Source organism: Lapillicoccus sp., assembly GCF_046595215.1.
Classification (GTDB): Bacteria; Actinomycetota; Actinomycetes; order Actinomycetales; family Dermatophilaceae; genus Lapillicoccus.
In genome coordinates this window covers 1-18,762 of record NZ_JBKJPP010000206.1, presented here as the reverse complement: position 1 = coordinate 18,762, position 18,762 = coordinate 1, and the positions used below count along the sequence as shown (strand labels likewise).

General features: G+C 71.3%; 14 protein-coding genes and 2 pseudogenes. 5 read left to right on the top strand and 11 right to left on the bottom strand.

Annotated features, from left to right (window positions below):
* Nucleotides 1-64: 64 nt before the first annotated feature.
* Entirely contained in the window at nt 65-1,573 is a 1,509-nt protein-coding gene (gene miaB, locus ACLL9L_RS17105) for a tRNA (N6-isopentenyl adenosine(37)-C2)-methylthiotransferase MiaB (protein WP_411285855.1), read from the bottom strand.
* Between the two features lie 87 nt (nt 1,574-1,660).
* On the opposite strand from miaB, the gene ACLL9L_RS17100 reads away from it, so the two are divergent.
* Complete coding sequence (locus tag ACLL9L_RS17100; RefSeq protein ID WP_411285854.1) at nt 1,661-2,632, top strand: ERCC4 domain-containing protein; 972 nt, start codon at nt 1,661-1,663, stop codon at nt 2,630-2,632.
* Between the two features lie 66 nt (nt 2,633-2,698).
* On the opposite strand, the gene ACLL9L_RS17095 is transcribed toward ACLL9L_RS17100, so the two are convergent.
* From ACLL9L_RS17095 to ACLL9L_RS17075, 5 genes and pseudogenes are all read right to left on the bottom strand, one after another.
* Nucleotides 2,699-3,379, bottom strand: coding sequence for a regulatory protein RecX (locus ACLL9L_RS17095; protein ID WP_411285853.1), 681 nt, complete (start codon nt 3,377-3,379; stop codon nt 2,699-2,701).
* A 21-nt stretch (nt 3,380-3,400) separates the two neighbouring features.
* Entirely contained in the window at nt 3,401-3,895 is a 495-nt protein-coding gene (locus ACLL9L_RS17090) for a hypothetical protein (RefSeq protein WP_411285897.1), read from the bottom strand.
* Between the two features lie 177 nt (nt 3,896-4,072).
* Nucleotides 4,073-4,927: pseudogene (locus ACLL9L_RS17085) on the bottom strand (recombinase RecA); the annotation flags it as partial.
* Nucleotides 4,919-5,536: pseudogene (gene recA, locus ACLL9L_RS17080) on the bottom strand (recombinase RecA); the annotation flags it as partial. The pseudogenes recA and ACLL9L_RS17085, both read right to left, overlap by 9 nt.
* A 256-nt stretch (nt 5,537-5,792) precedes the next feature.
* Nucleotides 5,793-6,023 (bottom strand): DUF3046 domain-containing protein, encoded by a 231-nt coding sequence (locus tag ACLL9L_RS17075; RefSeq protein WP_411285852.1) that lies wholly within the window; start codon nt 6,021-6,023, stop codon nt 5,793-5,795.
* 229 nt (nt 6,024-6,252) lie between these two features.
* Here ACLL9L_RS17075 and ACLL9L_RS17070 point away from each other — a divergent pair, with 229 nt between their 5' ends.
* The 3 genes from ACLL9L_RS17070 (at nt 6,253) to ACLL9L_RS17060 (ending at nt 13,670) form a co-directional block, all read left to right on the top strand.
* The gene (locus ACLL9L_RS17070) at nt 6,253-7,728 is read left to right on the top strand and encodes a DUF3352 domain-containing protein (RefSeq protein WP_411285851.1); all 1,476 of its coding nucleotides are present in this window, start codon (nt 6,253-6,255) and stop codon (nt 7,726-7,728) included.
* Nucleotides 7,729-7,868: 140 nt separating this feature from the next.
* Entirely contained in the window at nt 7,869-12,695 is a 4,827-nt protein-coding gene (locus ACLL9L_RS17065; protein WP_411285850.1) for a DEAD/DEAH box helicase, read from the top strand.
* A gap of 87 nt (nt 12,696-12,782) precedes the next feature.
* Nucleotides 12,783-13,670: an Fpg/Nei family DNA glycosylase gene (locus tag ACLL9L_RS17060; protein WP_411285849.1), complete on the top strand. Its 888-nt coding sequence runs from the start codon at nt 12,783-12,785 to the stop codon at nt 13,668-13,670.
* Nucleotides 13,671-13,676: 6 nt separating this feature from the next.
* Here ACLL9L_RS17060 and ACLL9L_RS17055 read toward each other — a convergent pair whose 3' ends face one another.
* The 5 genes from ACLL9L_RS17055 to rimO all read right to left on the bottom strand — a co-directional run bounded on the left by ACLL9L_RS17055 (nt 13,677) and on the right by rimO (nt 17,897).
* Entirely contained in the window at nt 13,677-14,813 is a 1,137-nt protein-coding gene (locus ACLL9L_RS17055) for a mandelate racemase/muconate lactonizing enzyme family protein (protein WP_411285848.1), read from the bottom strand.
* Between the two features lie 7 nt (nt 14,814-14,820).
* A complete protein-coding gene (locus ACLL9L_RS17050) occupies nt 14,821-15,117 on the bottom strand; it encodes a helix-turn-helix domain-containing protein (protein ID WP_411285847.1) in 297 nt (98 codons plus the stop codon).
* 190 nt (nt 15,118-15,307) lie between these two features.
* Complete coding sequence (locus ACLL9L_RS17045; RefSeq protein WP_411285846.1) at nt 15,308-15,766, bottom strand: CinA family protein; 459 nt, start codon at nt 15,764-15,766, stop codon at nt 15,308-15,310.
* Nucleotides 15,763-16,419 carry a CDP-diacylglycerol--glycerol-3-phosphate 3-phosphatidyltransferase gene (gene pgsA, locus ACLL9L_RS17040; protein ID WP_411285845.1) on the bottom strand — a complete coding sequence of 219 codons (657 nt, stop codon included), beginning with the start codon at nt 16,417-16,419 and terminating at the stop codon, nt 15,763-15,765. Before pgsA ends, ACLL9L_RS17045 begins: the two co-directional genes overlap by 4 nt.
* Nucleotides 16,416-17,897, bottom strand: a complete 1,482-nt coding sequence (gene rimO / locus ACLL9L_RS17035; protein ID WP_411285844.1) for a 30S ribosomal protein S12 methylthiotransferase RimO — start codon at nt 17,895-17,897, stop codon at nt 16,416-16,418. The genes pgsA and rimO overlap by 4 nt, the downstream gene beginning before the upstream one ends.
* A gap of 91 nt (nt 17,898-17,988) precedes the next feature.
* On the opposite strand from rimO, the gene ACLL9L_RS17030 reads away from it, so the two are divergent.
* Nucleotides 17,989-18,762 (top strand): dipeptidase (locus ACLL9L_RS17030; RefSeq protein WP_411285843.1); only part of this gene is annotated, 774 nt, incomplete at its 3' end.

The following is an 18,762-nucleotide window of genomic DNA, read 5'->3' as shown; positions in this document are numbered from 1 at the left end:
CTCCGCGCCGCCGGTGAGGTGCCGGTCCCAGGTCCCAGGTCCAGGCGCGCGGCGCGAGGCGGGTTCAGGACGCCGGGACGCTGCAGCCGGGCGCGACCGCGGGTGACGGCGCCGGTCCACCGATGCTGGGCATCCCCAACGACACGGCCGGCTTGGTGCTGCCCTGGTCGCGCAGCGCGGCCCAGGCGTTGCCCCCGGGGCTGCGGCGCACGGCATACCGGCCTCCGGTGAGGGCGGAGTCGGCGACGAGGTGGTGCGGGGCGCCGTAGGTGACGTCCACGCTGACGACGTCACCCGGGCGGGGCGCCTCGGCGCCCTCGGGCACGGCGAAGTGGACGAGCCGGTTGTCGCGGGCGCGGCCCGACAGGCGCTTGGTCGCACTGTCCTTGCGCCCCTCGCCGGTGGCGACGAGGACCTCGACCTCGCGGCCCTCGAGGGTGCGGTTCTCACTCCAGGAGACCTCCTCCTGCACCTCGAGCAACCGCAGATAACGTTCCTGGACAACGGATTTCGGCAGCTGGTCCGGCATCGTCGCGGCCGGTGTGCCGGGGCGGATGGAGTACTGGAACGTGAAGGCGCTCGAGAAGCAGGCGGCCCGCACGACGTCGAGGGTGGCCTGGAAATCCTCCTCGGTCTCGCCCGGGAAGCCGACGATGATGTCGGTGGTTATCGCCGCGTCGGGGATCTGCGCGCGGACGGCCTCGATGATGGCGAGGAACTTCGTGCTGCGGTAGGACCGGCGCATCGCCCTCAGGACCCGGTCGGAGCCGGACTGCAGGGGCATGTGGAGGCTGGGCATGACGTTGGGGGTCTGCGCCATCGCGCTGATGACGTCGTCGGTGAACGCGGCCGGGTGGGGGCTGGTGAAGCGGACCCGTTCGAGGCCGTCGATCTGCCCGCACGCCCGCAGCAGCTTGCCGAACGCGAGCCGGTCGCCGAACTCGACGCCGTAGGTGTTGACGTTCTGCCCGAGGAGGGTGACCTCGATGACGCCCTGCGCGACGAGCGCCTCGATCTCGGCGAGGACGTCGCCGGGTCGGCGGTCCGTCTCCGTGCCGCGCAGGCTCGGCACGATGCAGAACGTGCAGGTGTTGTTGCAGCCGACCGAGATCGACACCCACGCGGCGTAGGCGGAGTCGCGGCGCGTCGGGAGCGTCGACGGGAAGGTCTCGAGGCTCTCCTTGATCTCCACCGCGGCGCGCTGGTTGTGCCGGGCACGGTCGAGCAGCGCGGGCAACGAGCCGATGTTGTGGGTGCCGAAGACGACGTCGACCCACGGGGCCCTCTCGACGATGAGGCCCTGGTCCTTCTGGGCGAGGCACCCACCGACGGCGATCTGCATCTCGGGGTTCTTCAGCTTCGCCGGGCGCAGCTGACCGAGGTTGCCGTAGAGCTTGTTGTCGGCGTTCTCCCGCACCGCGCAGGTGTTGAAGACGACGACGTCGGCCGTCTCGGGGCGGTCGGTGAGGCCGTTCACGTCCACGTAGCCGGCGGTCTCGAGCAGTCCGGCCAGGCGTTCACTGTCGTGCACGTTCATCTGGCACCCGTGGGTGCGCACATCGTAGGTCTTCATCGCTGGACAAGGGTATGCCGTATCCGCGCCAGCGACGTCGCGGGCAGCCGATGGCGTGGGAGACGGCAACGTGGGCAGACTGTCCGGGTGGAACTGTTGATCGCCCGCAACCCCGACACCGAGAGCACGCTGCCCTTTCTGCTGCGGTTGCCGCTCGGGGACGGTCTGGTGTTCCGCACGAAGGGCACCTGGCCACGGACCAGCGCCCTCTACTGCCACCCCGTTCCGGTGTCGGAGTGGCCGAGCCAGCCAGAGATCGTCGAGCGGGTCGTGCTGCGTGCATGTACCCGGCGTGGCGCGGCTATCGACGTCGTGGCGGACCGTGGCCGCGAGCAGCGCTCCCAGATCGTGTTCACCCATGCCCGCGGCAGGGAGATGGTGTTCTGGCAGTCGCCACGGACCCGCAAGCAGGCCCGTCCCGACGTGCGCCTGCCGACCGCGCGGGCAGCCGGGATCCGCGAGCTCGAGATCGTGGTCGACGCCCACGAGCACTACCCCTACCAGTTCACCGGTCAACAGGTCCGCACCGTGCGCCGCGGCCTGTCCTGCGGTGACTACGCCGTCAGCCACCACAGCCGGGTCATCGCCTCGGTGGAGCGCAAGTCCCTGCCCGACCTGGTGTCCAGTCTGACCAGCGGTCGGCTGCGTTACGCCCTGGGAGAGCTCGCCGCCCTGCCCAGAGCCGCGGTCGTCGTCGAGGACCGCTACTCGCAGATCTTCGCCCTGGACAGGGTTCGACCCGCTCAGGTCGCTGACGGCCTGGCCGAGCTGCAGGTCCGCTGGCCCACGATCCCGATCGTGTTCTGCGAGAGCCGCAAGCTGGCGGAGGAGTGGACCTACCGCTATCTCGCTGCCGCCCACACCTGGGCCCAGACGGAACTCCCTGCCCTGGCCCGTATCGGCAGCGGTGAGGGCTGCGCGACCAGTGGTCCACCAGACCCCGCGCCGTCCACCACCGAAGTCCGGGCATGGGCCCGCGCCAGCGGCCTCGACGTTGCCCTGCGCGGGCGCCTCCGCCCCGACATCATCCAGGCATGGCAGAAGGCTCACTCCCCCTGAGCCGCCGCGACCAGGGGACGCGGCCGGCGGCTCCCGCTGGCTCCCCGTGGCGGGCGGCGATGGACATCAGTCGCGCCGGTGCTCGGGCGCGTCGTTGATCGTCGCCCGGACCACCGAGTAGACGACCGAGGAGGGATATCCCTTGCGCTCGAGCATCCCCGACAGCCGACGAGCCTGGACCGTCGGCCCGAGCCCGGCCATCGTCCGCAGCTTCTTGGCCGCGAGCTCCGCAGCTCGGGCACGTTCGGACTCCGGGTCGATCGAGTCGAGCGTCTGCTCGACGATCTCGTCGCCGACCCCCTTGGTCCGCAGCTCCTGGGCCAGGGCGCGCTTCGCAAGGCCTCGACCGGCCTGCCTCGAGCGCACCAGCAGCTGCGCGAACGCCTGGTCGTCCACGAGCCCGACCTCGGTCATCCGGTCGAGGATCGTCGTCGCGAGGTGATCCGGGCAGCTGCGCTGGCGCAGCTTGTCCTCGAGCTGCCTCCGGCTGCGCGGACCCATTGCCAGCTGCCGCAGGACGATCGCCCGGGCAGTGTCCTCGGCGATGGGCTCGTTGGCCGCCTGAGCCCCTTCGGACCCGGGCGACGAGCTCGGCCGGGTGGGCACCGTGCTCGATCGTGCGGGCGCCGGGCGCCCGGAGGCTCCACGACCGGCCAGCCCCTCCGCTGCCGCCAAGGCTGCGGCGGCAGCGGCGAGCCGTTCCTGTTGGCTCTGCATGGCCTGGCCCTTCACACCCTGACTCTGCACACCCTGACCTTGCACAGCGGATCAGAAGTCGACCGGGACGTCGGCAATGGCCGGCTTGTCCACCTGCGGGCCGATGCCGAGCTTCTCCTTGATCTTCTTCTCGATCTCGTCGGCGAGGTCGGGGTTGTCCTTGAGGAAGGTCCGGGCGTTCTCCTTGCCCTGGCCGAGCTGGTCGCCCTCGTAGGTGTACCAGGCACCCGCCTTGCGGACGAAGCCCTGCTCGACACCCATGTCGATCAGGCCACCCTCACGCGAGATGCCCTGACCGTAGATGATGTCGAACTCGGCCTGCTTGAACGGCGGGGAGACCTTGTTCTTGACGACCTTGACCCGGGTCCGGTTGCCGACCGCGTCGGAGCCGTCCTTCAGCGTCTCGATGCGGCGCACGTCGAGACGGATCGAGGCGTAGAACTTCAACGCCTTGCCACCCGTCGTCGTCTCCGGGCTGTTGTGGACCATGACCCCATCGACGAAGTAGTTGTGGGTGCCCTCCACCTCGATGTCGAAGCGATGCATCGATCGGGCCGGTGGCTTGGCGTGGACGTCGAGCACCTTGGCCGGGACAAGCACCTCACGCGGCTCGATGAACTCAGGGACCACCGTGAACTGGCCCCGCAGCCGGGGCAACAGCTTGTGCTCCATCGACGGGTGGACCAACGGAGCCACGAGCTCCTGGAAGACCCGGCTGCCCTCCGTCGTCATGGTCAGGTAGGCCTTCTGGGCTGCACCGCGCGGCGCGAGCCGTGACTCGATGCCATAGGTGTCGCGCAGGTGCTCGGTGACCCGGATCCGGCTCGCCTCGCTCATTGCCTCGACACAGAACTCGACCCGCCCGCTCCCCCCGGCGGTCCTGGCCTGCAGCCCCTTGGAACGCTCTGAGAACGAACCGTCGTCCATGAACCACACGGCCAGAGCCAGGGGCGTGAGGGCCTTGATGTAGTCGTCGGTGAGGTGCTTCTTGCCGTCGCCCCAGTAGACGACCTCGCGCAGCTGCCCCAGCTCGGGCAGCGGTGTGAGATCGACGAAACCGGCCCCCTTGGCGTTCGTCGTGCGACTCTGAGAGATGTTGCCGAACAACGAGGCCTTCCAGTCGAGGTAGTCGACCTGCTTGGCTCCCTGACCCATCCGGAAGCGCACCCCAAGGCGACCGCGCATGTTGGGCGCTAGATGCGCGTCGCCCATGAGCCCACCGAGGACGACCTGCCACTGCTGGTCGCTCAACCGGGCGGTCTCGTTGGCGAGGACCCGGTCACCGGCGATGACCTCGCCGGCCTCGCGCCAGCCGCCTGGCGTCCGGATGAGGTGGTTGTCCGTCACCGCGAACTGGGATCGGCCGTTGCCGCCGGACTTCTCCACGGTGAACCGGAGGAAATGGGAGGCCGGTCCGTTGTCGAACCAGTTGGTCACCGGACGGTTGACGATCGAGTCCGACACCGGGTCGTAGGTGCGCACCTCGACGGCCATCTGCTGGTTGACGATCTTGCCGATCCTTTCCGTCGAACCGTCGGCGAGCGTGACCCGGGTGTTGTAGGAAAAACAGCCAAACATCACGCCGATCTTTTCCCGGAGCTGGTTGATGAAGATGATCGTCGTGCCGGTGTTGCTCAGGGCGCCGGTGATCTTGCGCAGCGCCTGCGACATCAGCCGGGCCTGGAGACCGACGTGGCTGTCGCCCATCTCGCCCTCGATCTCGGCCCGGGGCACCAGCGCCGCCACCGAGTCGATGACGACGAGGTCGATCGCGCCGGAGCGGATGAGCATGTCGGCGATCTCGAGCGCCTGCTCACCCGTGTCGGGCTGGGAGACGAGGAGCGCATCGGTGTCGACGCCGAGCTTCTTGGCGTAGTCCGGGTCGAGCGCGTGCTCGGCGTCGATGAAGGCCGCGATGCCGCCGGCCTTCTGGGCGCTGGCCACCGCATGAAGCGCCACGGTTGTTTTTCCACTCGATTCGGGTCCGTAAATCTCGACGACCCGACCGCGGGGGAAGCCACCGATGCCGAGGGCGACGTCGAGGGCGATCGACCCCGTCGGGATCACCTCGATCGGCGGGCGGACGTCGTCGCCAAGGCGCATGATGGCGCCCTTGCCGTGCTGCTTCTCGATCTGGCCGAGAACGGTCTCGATCGCTTTCGCGCGATCCGGCGTGCCTGCCGCCATGTCACCCACCTTGCTTCCTGTGTCGATGTCTGCCGTCCACCTGCGACCCGCTCCACGTCGGCCGTGTTGCCGATCGGACGTGTTGTCGAGTCAGACGTTAGGAGCGGGCACCGACATCCGTCTGGCCCACCGGCAAGCCTGTGGATCGTGGGACGTCGCGCGCACTCCGTGTGGACAACATTACCGAACAGATGTTCGACGCGAGCGCGACACGCCCGTGACACGGCGGACCCACCTCGTCGACCTCCAGAGCCCCTCACGCCCTCTTTCGGGGCTCCCGAAGGGTCTTGCCGTGGCGCCGCTCGACCGGGACGTCCATATCGTCGCAGAGGGCGGCCCAGACCTCGCGGGGCGAGATCCCCGCTTCGAGGGCCTCCGCGGCGGTCCTGCTCCCCAGCGAACTGAGCGTGTGGTCCCGAGCGAGTGACGCGGCATACGCCACACCGAACTCGTCGTTCATCAGGGACCAGAACTGGCTCAAACGCACCGCGCGAGTGTGTCACAGCGGGAGGGAGCGGCCGATTTGTCGGATCTGCCCATACGTGTCGGACGGCTGTCCTACAGTTTGCCCTGCCACGTTCCAGGATGTAGCAGGGGGAAACGTCATGACCGAGACCCACCCGCCCGAACCCTTCGAGCCGACGGGTCCGGGCGCTGGTCCGCAGGGTCCGGGACCAGGGCGCCCGGGGGCTCACGAGACCTCGGGGACTCACGAGGTGGAGTTCGGCCCTGCGCCCACGAGGGCCAACGCCAGGCACGCCCTGCTCGTCGGCGGCCTCGTCGGCGCCGTCGTCCTCGTCGGCGCTGGTGGCACCTACGCCCGGACCGCGCTGGCGAGCAAGGGCGCCCAGCCTGCCGAGGTCATCCCCAGCACCGCCATCGGCTACGTCCGGTTCGACCTCGACCCCTCCTCCGGCCAGAAGATCGCCGCCACGCGCTTCCTCGGCAAGCTGCCCAAGCTCAAGACCGAAGGCGAGGACATCGACGTCAAGCAGACGCTGTGGACGTGGATTGCCGGGTCGCAGAAGAAGCTCCAGGCACTCAACTACGACACGGACGTCAAGCCGTGGCTCGGCGACCGGGCGGCCCTCGCCGTCATGCCGGGGGGGACGAGCGCGAAGCCCAACATCGTCCTGGCGCTCCAGGTCACCGATGAGGCCAGAGCCAGAGACGGCATCTCGAGGATCACCACGTCCAGTGACCAGGACGATCTCGAGGTGACGACCAAGGACGGTTTCGCGCTGATGACGCGCAAGGGCGCGGGGAGCACCGTGCTCTCCGACCTGGGCAAGGGCTCGCTCGCGGCCAACCCGACTTTCTCCGGCGACATGAGCGCCCTCGGAGACCAGGGCATCGCCTCGATGTGGTTCGACGGCAAGGGCTTCGGGGAGTTCGCCAAGAACATGGGCAGCGCCTCCACCGGCATCGACACCGCCCAGCTCGACGGCATCGGGCGCGCCGCGATCGCGCTGCGCTTCGACGCCGACTACGTCGAGCTCGCCGGCATCGGCCGGGGCTCGAAGAACCTGCCGGACACGCCCCCGATGACCGGCGGAGCCGCGGCCCTCCCGGACACCACCATGGTCGCGTGGCAGTCCAACGGCCTCGGCGACGCCTTCGCTAAGGCCTGGCCCCAGCTGCAGAGGACGATCGCCAGGACCCGGCCCGGCGCGGACACCCTGAGCGCGATCGAGAGTCAGTCCGGCATCCGGCTCCCCGACGACCTGCAGGTCCTCCTCGGCAAGAGCCTGACCCTGTCCGTGCCCGAGCAGGACTTCTCGAAGGTCGGGCAGTCGGAGCTGCCGACGATCGGGGCCAGGATCGTCACGACCGACGCCAAGCGCGCCGACCAGATCGTCCAGGGGCTCGTCGAGAAGGGCGGCGTCGACAACTTCGTCAAGCGGAAGGTCGACGGGGACAAGCTCTTCCTCGCCACGACCGACGACTACCTCGGCGCGATCCAGCAGGACGGCAGGCTCGGCGCGACCGACGCCTACAAGAAGGCCGTCGCGGATGGCGACAGGGCGACCACGGCGATCTTCGTCAACCTCGACAAGCTCGAGACGACCTACCTCAAGTCCGTTCCCGCGGACTACCAGGAACTTGTCACCTCCCTCAGCGCCCTGGGTGTCTCCGGCACGCTCGGCACCAACGGCGACTCGAGCTTCGCGCTGCGGCTCGTCGGCAACTGAGCCCTCCGGGCTGAGCCGTCCCCCAGGTTCGTCCCTGGGGACGGCCTGTTCGGTTGCGCCGAGGCGATACGCCTCGAAGCGGCAGTATGCCGGTGGGCCCTGCGTCGCTGTCGGTGGCAGGTGGCAGGCTTGCGCTCCTGATGACGCAGGACGTGCTCGACCGCTTCTCCCCCGCGACCGCCGAGTGGTTCCGGGGGTCGTTCTCGACGCCCACGCCAGCGCAGGTCGGCGCGTGGTCGGCCATCAGCTCCGGCCGCGACGCGCTCGTCGTGGCGCCAACGGGCTCGGGCAAGACCCTGTCGGCGTTCCTCTGGGCACTGGACCGGCTGGCCAGCGCACCGCCACCCGATGACAGGCTGAAGCGCTGCCGCGTCGTCTACGTCTCGCCGCTCAAGGCCCTCGCCGTCGACGTCGAGCGCAACCTCAGGTCACCACTGGTCGGCATCGGCCACGCCGCGACGCGCCTCGGGCTCCCCACCCCCGACATCAGCGTCGCGGTGCGCTCCGGCGACACGCCCCAGGCCGAGCGCCGGGTCTTCGCGCGCACCCCCTCCGACATCCTCATCACCACCCCGGAGTCGCTCTTCCTCATGCTCACCTCGAGCGCCCGCGAGGCCCTCCTCGGAGTCGAGACGGTCATCCTCGACGAGGTCCACGCCGTCGCCGGCACCAAACGCGGGGCCCACCTCGCCCTGACGCTCGAACGACTCGACGCCCTGCTGCCCCATCCTGCCCAGCGCGTCGGGCTCTCTGCGACGGTCCGCCCGGTCGAGGAGGTCGCCCGGTTCCTCTCCGGGGGGCGCCCCGTCGAGATCGTCCAGCCTCCGTCCACCAAGGAGTGGGACCTCAAGGTCGTCGTGCCGCTGGCTGACATGTCCAACCTCGGTGAGGTCACCGAGGACCTCAGCGGACCGGCAGCCGGCGATCAGCGACGTGCCTCGATCTGGCCGCACGTCGAGGAACGGATCGTCGACCTCGTCGCAGCCCACCGGTCCACCCTGGTCTTCGCCAACTCCCGACGGCTCGCCGAGCGGCTCACGGCCCGGCTCAACGAGATCTGGCAGGAACGGATCGCGGACGCCGACGCCGACGCTGACCAGGACGGCGGTTCCGACAGTGGCGCCCGGCCACGGCATACCTCCTCCCCGGCCGAGGTCATGGCGCAGTCCGGCGCCTCCTCGGGCGCACCCCCGGTCCTGGCCCGGGCCCATCACGGCTCGGTGAGCCGCGAGCAACGCTCCGAGATAGAGAACGCGCTCAAGGCGGGCCTGCTGCCAGCCGTCGTCGCGACGAGCAGCCTCGAGCTCGGTATCGACATGGGCGCCATCGACCTCGTCGTGCAGGTCGAGTCGCCGCCGAGTGTCGCGAGCGGCCTGCAGCGGGTGGGCCGTGCGGGTCACCAGGTCGGCGCGGTGTCGCGCGGCATCCTCTTCCCCAAGTTCCGCGGCGACCTCGTCCAGACGGCTGTCGTCGTCGAGCGGATGCGCTCCGGTGGCATCGAGGCGCTACGGGTCACCGCGAACCCGCTCGACGTCCTCGCCCAACAGATCGTGGCCATGTGCGCCCTCGACGACTGGGCCGTGGAGGACCTCGAGGCCCTCGTGCGGCGCGCGGCTCCCTACGGCGCGCTGCCCCGCTCTGTCCTCGAGTCGGTGCTGGACATGCTCGCCGGCCGCTATCCCAGCGACGAGTTCGCCGAGCTGCGCCCGCGCATCGTCTGGGACCGGGTCACCGGCACGCTGAGCGGCCGCCGCGGTGCCCAGCGTCTCGCCGTCACCTCTGGTGGCACCATCCCCGACCGCGGCCTGTATGCCGTCTTCCTCGCCGGCTCGGAGGGCACGGGCCGCCGGGTCGGCGAGCTCGACGAGGAGATGGTGTACGAGTCGAGGGTGGGCGACGTCTTCACCCTCGGGACGTCGAGCTGGCGCATCGAGGACATCACCCACGACCGCGTCCTGGTCACCCCTGCACCGGGACTACCCGGGCGGTTGCCGTTCTGGAAGGGCGACTCGCTGGGGCGGCCGTCCGAGCTGGGGCAGGCCGTCGGCGCGTTCGTTCGCGAGGTGGGGGCGCTGTCGCCGGCGCAGGCTCGCGAGCGCGTCGGCCGGGCCGGCCTCGACGACTGGGCCACCGACAACCTGCTCGCCTACCTGGAGGAGCAGAAGGCGGCGACCCGGCACCTGCCGAGCGACCGCACCATCGTCGTCGAGCGCTTCCGTGACGAGCTCGGGGACTGGCGGGTGGCCGTGCTCTCCCCCTTTGGCGCACCGATCCACGCCCCCTGGGCGCTCTGCGTCTCGGCCCGGATGCGCGAGCGGTTCGGTGTGGACGTGCAAGCCATGCACGGCGACGACGGCATCGTCTTTCGCCTGCCCGACATCGAGTTCGACGACCTGACCCACGACTCCGACGGCACGCCCGGCCCGCTCGGCGGAGCCGGACCCAGCCGAGGAGACCAACCCAGCCGCGGAGCCCAACCCGGCCGCGGAGCCCGGCGCGACGCGGTCGACGAGGAGCTGCTCGCCCTCATCCTCCTCGAGCCGGACGACGTCCACGACCTCGTCACGGAGCAGATCGGCGGGTCAGCCCTCTTCGCCTCGCGTTTTCGCGAGTGCGCCGCCCGCGCCCTGCTCCTCCCGCGCCGCCGTCCCGGTCAGCGGCAGGCCCTCTGGCAGCAGCGCCAGCGCTCCGCCCAGCTGCTCGAGGTCGCCAGTCAGTACCCCTCGTTCCCGATCATCCTCGAAGCCGTGCGCGAATGCGTCCAGGACGTCTTCGATGTGCCTGGCCTCTCCGACCTCATGCGCCGGATCGGCTCGCGCGAGGTCACCATGGTGGACGTCGAGACCGCCGTCCCGTCGCCGTTCGCACGGTCCCTGACCTTCGGCTACGTCGCGCAGTTCATCTACGAGGGTGACTCCCCGCTGGCCGAGCGCCGCGCGGCCGCCCTCTCACTCGACCCGACACTGCTCGCCGAACTGCTCGGGCGCGGCGACGGGCTCAGCCTGCGCGACCTGCTTGATCCCGAGGCGATCTCCCGCACCGAGGCAGAGCTGCAGCGTCTCGACCCCGAACGCCGCTGCCGTGACGCCGAGGACGTCGTCGACCTGCTGCGGACGCTGGGAGCGCTCCCTCTCGAGGGGGTCGTCGCCCGCACCGTCGACGAGGCCGGTCCGCGTCAGGTCGGTGGCTGGCTCGTCGACCTCGAGGGCTCCCGCCAGGTGATCCGCGTGCGGGTCGCCGGGCATGAACGGTGGGCCGCCATCGAGGATGCTTCCCGGCTGCGGGACGCCCTGGGCTCCTCCCTGCCGGTCGGCGTCCCAAGCACCTTCCTCGAGCCGGTGCCCGACCCGCTCGGCGACCTCGTGGCCCGCTATGCCCGCACCCACGGACCCTTCGGCGCCCAGGACATCGCCACGTGGCTGGGCCTGGGCCAGGCCGTGGTCAAGGACGCCCTCCGGAGACTTGTCGGTGCGGGACGGGTTGTCGAGGGCGAGCTGCGCCCCGACCCGACGGGGGCCGGGTCCGGCGGCCCCGATTTCTGCGACGCCGGTGTGCTGCGCACCCTGCGCCGTCGCTCCCTGGCGGCACTGCGTGCCGAGGTGGAGCCGGTCACAGCAACCGACCTCGCCCGGTTCCTCCCCGCGTGGCAAGGCGTCGGTGGGACCCTGCGGGGACTCGAAGGGCTGGTGCGGGCCGTGGAACAGCTCGGCGGCGCGGTCCTCCCGGCCAGCTCCCTCGAGACCCTCGTGCTGCCCGCTCGCGTCGCTGGCTACACGCCGTCAATGCTGGACGAGCTCATGTCGAGCGGCGACGTGGTCTGGCGCGGCCACGGCTCCCTGCCCGGTGACGACGGATGGCTCTCGCTGCACGTCGCAGATCTCGCCCCTCTCACCATGGCGCCGCCCGACGAGACGCTCGAGCTCGGCGCGCTGCACCACGCCGTGCTCGACGCCCTCGCCGGCGGCGGGGCCTTTTTCTTCCGCACCCTCGCCGACAGCGTGGGCAGCACCGACGACGAGACGCTCCTCGGGGTGCTCTGGGACCTCACCTGGGCCGGGCGGCTGACCAACGACACCTTGGCGCCGCTGCGGGCGCTGCTTGCCGGGGGTCGCACCGCACACAAGAAGCGCCAGGTCGGTCCTCGTCGGGGCCGGTATGCCGGCCGCACCGGCGCCCTCGGCACCCTCGCCGGCCGGACCGGACCGAGCCGGCCTTCCCTGCCGGCGCGCTCCGGCCCGCCAGCGGCTGCCGGTCGCTGGGCCGTGGTGCCGGTGGGCGAGCCCGACGCCACGCTCGTCGCCTACGCCAACGCCGAGGTGCTGCTCGACCGCTACGGAGTGGTCACCCGCGGGAGCGTGGTCGCCGAAGCCGTCCCGGGCGGGTTCGCCGCCGTCTACCGGGTGCTCGCTGCCGCCGAGGAGTCGGGCCGCGTCCGGAGGGGCTACTTCGTGGAGGGGCTCGGCGCCGCCCAGTTCGCCACGACGGGCGCCGTCGACCGCCTGCGGGCGCAGAGCCGCCCGCTCGGCGCTCACACGCGAGCCAGCGAACGGCCCCGTGCCATTGTCCTCGCCGCGTGCGATCCGGCGAATCCCTACGGCGCCGCCCTGCCCTGGCCCGATCGCCCACCCGCGGACCCCGGCCAAGCCGCGCCGTCGACGGTGACGGGAGCGGGTCGGGGGCACCAGCCCGCCCGCAAGGCCGGGGCCCTCGTGGTCCTGGTCGACGGAGAGCTGGTCCTCTACGTCGAGCGCGGCGGTCGCACCCTCCTGACCTGGACCGAGTCCCCGGATGACCTCCAGGGCGCGGCGGACGCCCTCGCACTCGCCGTCCGGGAGGGGGCGCTCGGGCGGCTCACGGTCGAGCGGACCGACGGGGCCCAGGTCCTTGGCTCCGGCCACCCGCTCGAGGAAGCCCTCGCCCGCGCCGGGTTCCATGCGACGCCCCGTGGGCTCAGGCTCCGTCGATGAGCCCCGTCACCCGGACCTCGATGAGCTTGACCCCGATCACCAGAGCGCCCCGGCACACCCGGTCCGTCGAAGGACGGAGGCGACGTCGTGCCTGAGGGCGACACCGTCTTCAGGACAGCGGCACGGCTGCATCAGGCCCTCGGCGGCGAAGTGCTCGTCGCTGCCGACCTCCGATGGCCCGATCTGTCGACGATCGACCTGACCGGCCAGGTCACGACCGAGGTGGTGGCCCGCGGCAAGAACGTCCTGCACCGTCTCGACGGAGGCGTGACAATCCACTCGCACCTGCGGATGGAGGGCCAGTGGCGGGTCGAGGCCACGGCCGACCTCACCCCCCGGAGCTTGCGCAACCCCCAGATCCGGGCCGTCGTCGGCGCGGCGACATGGACCGCCGTGGGCCTGCGGCTCGGCGACCTGCACGTCGTGGCCACCTCCGATGAGCACACGCTCGTCGGCCACCTCGGGCCGGACGTCCTGGGACCGACCTGGGACGCCGACGAGGCGGTCCGCCGGCTGGCCGCCAGCCCGGTCACCATCGGCGCAGCGCTGCTCGACCAGCGCAACCTCGCCGGCGTCGGCACGATGTATGCCGCGGAGGCCCTCTTCCTCGAGCGCCTCCAGCCCTGGCTTCCTGCGGCGTCAATGCCTCGGGAGGCCGTCGCCTTGCTCGTGGCCCGATGCCACCGGCTGCTTGATGTCGGCAGGCGTCACGCCGTCCAGTCGACGACGGGGAACGACCGCCGGGGGGAGCTGCACTACGTCCACGCCCGGTCAGGGCGGCCGTGCCTGCGCTGCGGCACCACGGTGCGCGTGGCGATGATCGGCGAGGCGCCCCGGGACCGGACGATGTTCTACTGCCCGACGTGCCAGGGTGGGCTGGGTCCGACCGATGACGGGCGCGCGCAACGACCGCTGGGCACGACCGGTCCGGGCGGACGGGAGGGTCGCCGCAGCCCCTACGCCGGCGGGCGCTGAGCCCCGTCAGGCGCGTCCTGCCGGCCCGGTTGCCAGGCCCGGTTGCCAGGCCCGGTCGCCCGTCAACAGGAGTGCGTCGATGCCGAGACCGGGAGCGGTCGGCAGCACCACCGTCGACCCGGTATACCGCAGTCCCCCGGCCACGGGCGACGCCGCGGCCCACCAGGCCGCATCGAGATCGCTGGTCAGCGACGTTGGCTGTGCCGCAACGAGACTGGCTGCAGCACCTACGCCGATGTGGCTCTCCATCATCGACCCGACGATGGTGCCGAGCCCGTGCTCCCGCGCCCGGCGCAGCAGCTCGAGCGCGACGGCGAGCGACCCGCACTTCGCCAGCTTGACGTTGACCACGTCTGCCGCACCCAGCCTCAGGATCCGGTCGAGGTCGCGCAGGCCGTAGAGGCTCTCGTCGGCCATGATCGGCAGGCCGACCCGGCTCCGCACCCAGGCCAGACCCTCGACGTCGTCGCCCGGGACCGGTTGCTCGACGACCTCCACCCCGAGCGCGGCCGCCTCGAGGGCGCGGATCACCTCGACGGCGTCCCGCGGGCTCCAGCCCTGGTTGGCGTCCAGCCGGATCGTCACGTCCGGGCCGACTGCCTCCCGGACGGCGCGCACCCGGGCCACGTCGGTCGCCGCGTCGGTCCCGACCTTCATCTTGAGGGTCGCGAAACCGTCGGTGACCCGCTGCCGCGCCGAGGCGCCCAGGGCCTGCCCCGATCCCACCGACAACGTCACGTCCGTCTCGACGCGGGTGGACGCCCCACCGTCGAGGAACACGGCCAGGGGCAGACCCGAACGACGGGCGACGAGGTCGTGCAGCGCCACGTCGATGGCCGCCTTGGCCCCGAAGTTGCGGGCGACAGCGCCTTGCACGGCGGATGTCACCTCCGTCCAGTCGTCGACGTCCCGACCGACGACGAGTGGCGCGAACATCTCCTCGATGCACGACGTCGCCCCGGCGAGTGACTCGCCGGTGACCTGCCAGACCTGCGGGGCCTCGCCCCACCCGGTCACGCCGTCGGAGTCGGTGACCCGCACGACGACGGTGTCCGTCGACTCGGTGCGACGCAGCGCCGTGACGAAGGGCGTGTGCAACGGCACCCGCAGACGGGTGCAGCGGACCGCATCGATCCGGGTCACGAAGCGCTCAGGCGGCGGAGGCGATCGCGGAGGTGCTCACGACGGGGAAGGTGACCGACGCGCTCATCGCCTCGGTCTCGGCCACCCGGGTCGACACCTGGCTGAGCACCGCGGACAACGGAAGTCCCAGGGCGGCGCAGATCGAGCCGATCAGCTCGGACGATGCTTCCTTCTCGCCGCGCTCGACCTCGCTGAGGTAACCGAGGGAGACGGCGGCGGACGCCGAGACCTCGCGCAGGGTCCGGCCCTGGTGCCGTCGCTGCTCACGCAGCACATCACCCAGCTCACGTCGCAACAGGATCATGGCCCCTCCTTCGCTGTGTCTCGTGTGCGCGGTCTCGATGTGGCGGTGACTCGATCTGGCAGTGCCTCGATGCGATGGCAGACGCGAAGTGCGCCGACTTCCTCACCCTATCCCGTCGCCCCCCGCGGATGCCCGCGGGTTGCGAGAAGACGTATGCCGTCTCAACGACCGCCCACGGTGGATTACTCCCTCAGCCCAGCATCCGGGCGAACAGGTCGAGGACGGCATCCACGGCCGCCGCCCGGATGGTGGCCCGGTCGCCCTGCAGCTGGTGGCGCTTGACCCTTACGCCGTCAGGGCCGGCGACCGCCACGAAGGCCGTGCCGACCGGCATACCGTCTTGTGGGTCGGGTCCCGCCACCCCCGTCGTGGCCAGACCCCAGTCGGCGCCGAGCACCCGGCACACGCCGAGCGCCATCTGGCTGGCGACGGCGCCGTCGACGGCGCCACGGGCGGCCAGCAGCTGCGCGTCGACCCCGAGCACCGAGCCCTTGAGGTCGGTGGCGTAGGCGACGACCCCGCCGCGGACGACGACCGAGGCCCCGGGCGTGTCGACGAGTCGTGCCGTGACCAGCCCGCCGGTCAGCGACTCCGCGCAGGCCACGCTCTGGCCGAGCTCGGTCAGACGGGCGACGACACCTCGGCTCACGAGGAGTCGCCGGCGCGGGCCCTGCGCGCTGCCGTGCGCGGACTGTCGCGTCGCAGCCGGCGCGCGATGAGCAGGTAGTCGATGCCGGTCACCACGGTGACGACCAGGGCGGCCGCGAGCAGGACGTAGGCAACCGTCTGCCACAGGCCCGCGACGGGGAGGGCGTCGAGCGGGAAGATCAGCATCGACAGAGCGGCGGTCTGCAGGGCGGTCTTGAGCTTGCCCCCCCGACCTGCCGGCATGACGCCGTGCCGGATGACGACGAACCGCAGCGCCGTGATGCCGACCTCACGCACGAGGATGACGGCCGTCACCCACCAGGGCACGATGGCGATGATCGACAGGCCGACGAGCGCCATGCCCGTAAGGGCCTTGTCGGCGATCGGGTCCGAGACCGTGCCGAAGTCGGTGACGAGTCCGCGGCGGCGGGCGATGTCGCCGTCGACGCTGTCGGTGATCATCGCCCCGACGAACACGCCGAGGGCCGCGAGCCGCAGGCCGGTGCTGTCCCCGTGGTCACTGAGGAGGAGCCAGCCGAAGACGGGCACCAGCAGCGCCCGGATCACGGTCAGCAGGTTGGGCAGGTTCCAGGGGCTCGGGGGCGTGCTCCCGGTGACGCCCCCGGCCACGCTGCCGGGGCCGACCCCGCTCATCGCCGCCGGGCGACGAGGTCGATGCCGTCGGTGCCGACAACCGTCGCGCCCACGAGGTCGCCGACCTCGGGGGCGTCCTCGTCGTCACCGAGGTCGAGCAGGGTGACGCCGTCGACGTCCGGACCCTGGTGCGCCGCGCGTCCCGAGACCTCGCCGGTCTGCGGGTCGAGCTCCTCGACGAGGACCTCGACGCGCTCGCCGATCCGCTCCTCGGCCCGTTGGGTGTTGAGCTCCTCGACGAGGGACGTGAGCCGGCCGAGCCGGTCGGCGACGACGTCGTCCGGCAGCTTGGCGTCGTAACCCTCTGCCTCGGTGCCGTCCTCGTCGGAGTAGCCGAACACGCCGACGACGTCGAGCCGGGCGTCGATGAGAAAGGCCTCGAGCTCCTCGACGTCGGCCTCGGTCTCCCCCGGGAAGCCGACGATGACGTTGGACCGGATGCCCGCCTGTGGGGACGTCTTGCGGACCCGGCCCAGGAGGTCGAGGAACGCCTCGCGCCCCCCGAAGCGACGCATCCGTCGCAGCAGCGACTCGGAGGCGTGCTGGAAGGAGATGTCGTAGTACGGCATGACCCCGGGCGTGTCCGCCATGGCCGCGAGCAGACCGGGGCGGATCTCGGCGGGTTGCAGGTAGGAGACCCGCACCCGGTCGATGCCCTCCACCACGGTCAGCTCCGGCAGCAGCTTCTCGAGCAGTCCGAGGTCGCCGAGGTCCTTGCCGTAGGAGGTGGAGTTCTCGCTGACGAGGAAGACCTCGCGCACGCCGTGCTGGCCGAGCCAGCGAGCCTCGGCGATGATGTCGGCCGGCCGGCGGGAAAGGAACGCCCCGCGAAACGTCGGGATCGCGCAGAAGGCGCAGCGGCGGTCACAGCCGCTCGCGATCTTCAGCGGCGCCCAGGGCCGGCCGTCGAGCCGGGCCCGGATGACGCGGGGTCCGCTCGCTGGCATCGGTCCCTCGATCGTGACGTCGTCCGCCGGTTTGGTCCCCGCGCTGCCGTGCCCGGGCAGGGAGACCGTGCCCGCCGCGCCCGGCCGGTCGACCGGGGACAGCGGCAGCAGCAGGCGCCGGTCCCGCGGGGTGTGCGACGCGACCTGGCCGCCGCCGAGGATCGACGCGAGGTGCGCGGACATGTCGCCGTAGGAGTCGAAGCCCAGCACCGCGTCGGCCTCGGGGAGCTGCGAGGCCAGCTGCTCGCCGTACCGCTCGGCGAGGCAGCCTACCGCGACCACCGCACGGGTCCGGTTGCCGCCGCCCTTGAGGTCGGAGGCCTCGAGCAGTGCGTCGATGGAGTCCTTCTTGGCCTGCTCGACGAAGCCGCAGGTGTTGACGACGGCCACGTCGGCGTCGGCGGCGTCCTCGACGAGCTCCCAGCCCTCGGCCTGCAGCCGTCCGGCGAGCTCCTCCGAGTCGACCTCGTTGCGGGTGCACCCCAGGGTCACGAGCGCGACGCTGCGGCGCGGCGTTGCAGAAATCGTCACCGGCCGAGTCTACGGGGGCGCTCGAGCACCAAGCGGCCACGACCTGCAGGCCATGACCTCGTGCCACGAACTGCGTGCCATGATCGGCGCCGTGACCTCGACTCCCGCGGACCTCGACGAGCGCACCCACCGGCTGCTCACGGCATACCCGCTCGTGGACGGGCACAACGACTTCCCGTGGGCGGCCCGTCTGCAGGCGGGCGACGACGTCACCCGGCTCGACCTCGCCCAGCGGCTGACGACGACCCGCACGGACCTCCCGCGGCTGCGGGCGGGGCACGTCGGCGCCCAGTTCTGGTCGGTCTTCGTCCCGAGCAACCTGCCCGGGGACACCGCTGTCACGGCGACGCTGGAGCAGGTCGACGCCGTCCACCGGCTCGTCGCGAGCCATCCGGGCGACCTCGGCCTCGCCCGGACCGCGGACGAGGTCGGCGCCGTCTTCGCCTCCGGGCGGATCGCCTCGATGATGGGCGCCGAGGGTGGGCAGTCGATCGGCTGCTCCCTCGCGGCGTTGTGGATGCTCCACGTCCTCGGCGTGGGATATCTGACGCTGACCCACAACGACAACACCCCCTGGGCCGACTCCGCGACCGACCTGCCGGTCCTCGGCGGGCTGTCCCGGTTCGGCGTCGAGGTGGTGCGCGAGATGAACCGGATCGGCTTGATGGTCGACCTGTCCCACGTCTCTCCTGACACCATGCGCGCCGCCCTCGGCGCCACGCAGGCGCCGGTGATCTTCAGCCACTCCTCCGCGCGAGGGGTCACCGACGTGCCCCGCAACGTGCCCGACGACGTCCTCGAGACGATGCGCGACGGCGGCGGGACGTGCATGGTGACCTTCGTGCCGGAGTTCATCAACGGCGAC

Coding starts and splice junctions, on each gene's coding strand:
- ACLL9L_RS17050 (WP_411285847.1), bottom strand. CDS start 15,117: ATGATCCTGTTGCGACGTGAGCTGGGTGATGTGCTGCGTGAGCAGCGA.
- miaB (WP_411285855.1), bottom strand. CDS start 1,573: ATGAAGACCTACGATGTGCGCACCCACGGGTGCCAGATGAACGTGCAC.
- ACLL9L_RS17065 (WP_411285850.1), top strand. CDS start 7,869: ATGACGCAGGACGTGCTCGACCGCTTCTCCCCCGCGACCGCCGAGTGG.
- ACLL9L_RS17090 (WP_411285897.1), bottom strand. CDS start 3,895: ATGCATCGCTTCGACATCGAGGTGGAGGGCACCCACAACTACTTCGTC.
- pgsA (WP_411285845.1), bottom strand. CDS start 16,419: ATGAGCGGGGTCGGCCCCGGCAGCGTGGCCGGGGGCGTCACCGGGAGC.